At 49.7% G+C, this 390-nt stretch carries 1 protein-coding gene; it reads right to left on the bottom strand.

The features are described from left to right. Window positions 1–390 (bottom strand): tandem-95 repeat protein (locus tag LJC66_RS27465; protein WP_230933931.1); only part of this gene is annotated, 390 nt, incomplete at both ends.

Raw genomic sequence — 390 nt, forward strand, 5'->3', positions numbered from 1 at the left:
GCACCGTCGGTGCATCGTTTACAGGTGTAACAATCACCGTCACCGTTGAAACCGCCGTTCCTCCTTGGCCATCCGACACCAATACCGTAAACTGATCCGTCCCATTAAAGTTCAGGTTCGGCTGATAGCTAAACGTTCCGTCCGCATTCACCACGGCCACTCCGTTGCCTGGTGCTGTTTGCAGGCTAAACGTTAACGGGTTTCCGTCGGGATCTACCGCCACTACTTGATTGATTAACGTACTATCTTCCGCAATCGTAAAGCTGACATTGGACGTAATTGGGGGATCATTTACAGGGATAACGTTAATGGTCACCGTTGAAACCGCCGTTCCTCCTTGACCATCCGACACCAATACCGTAAACTGATCCGTCCCATTAAAATTCAAGT

The organism is Priestia sp. TSO9, assembly GCF_021029645.1.
Taxonomy (GTDB): domain Bacteria; phylum Bacillota; class Bacilli; order Bacillales; family Bacillaceae_H; genus Priestia; species Priestia megaterium_E.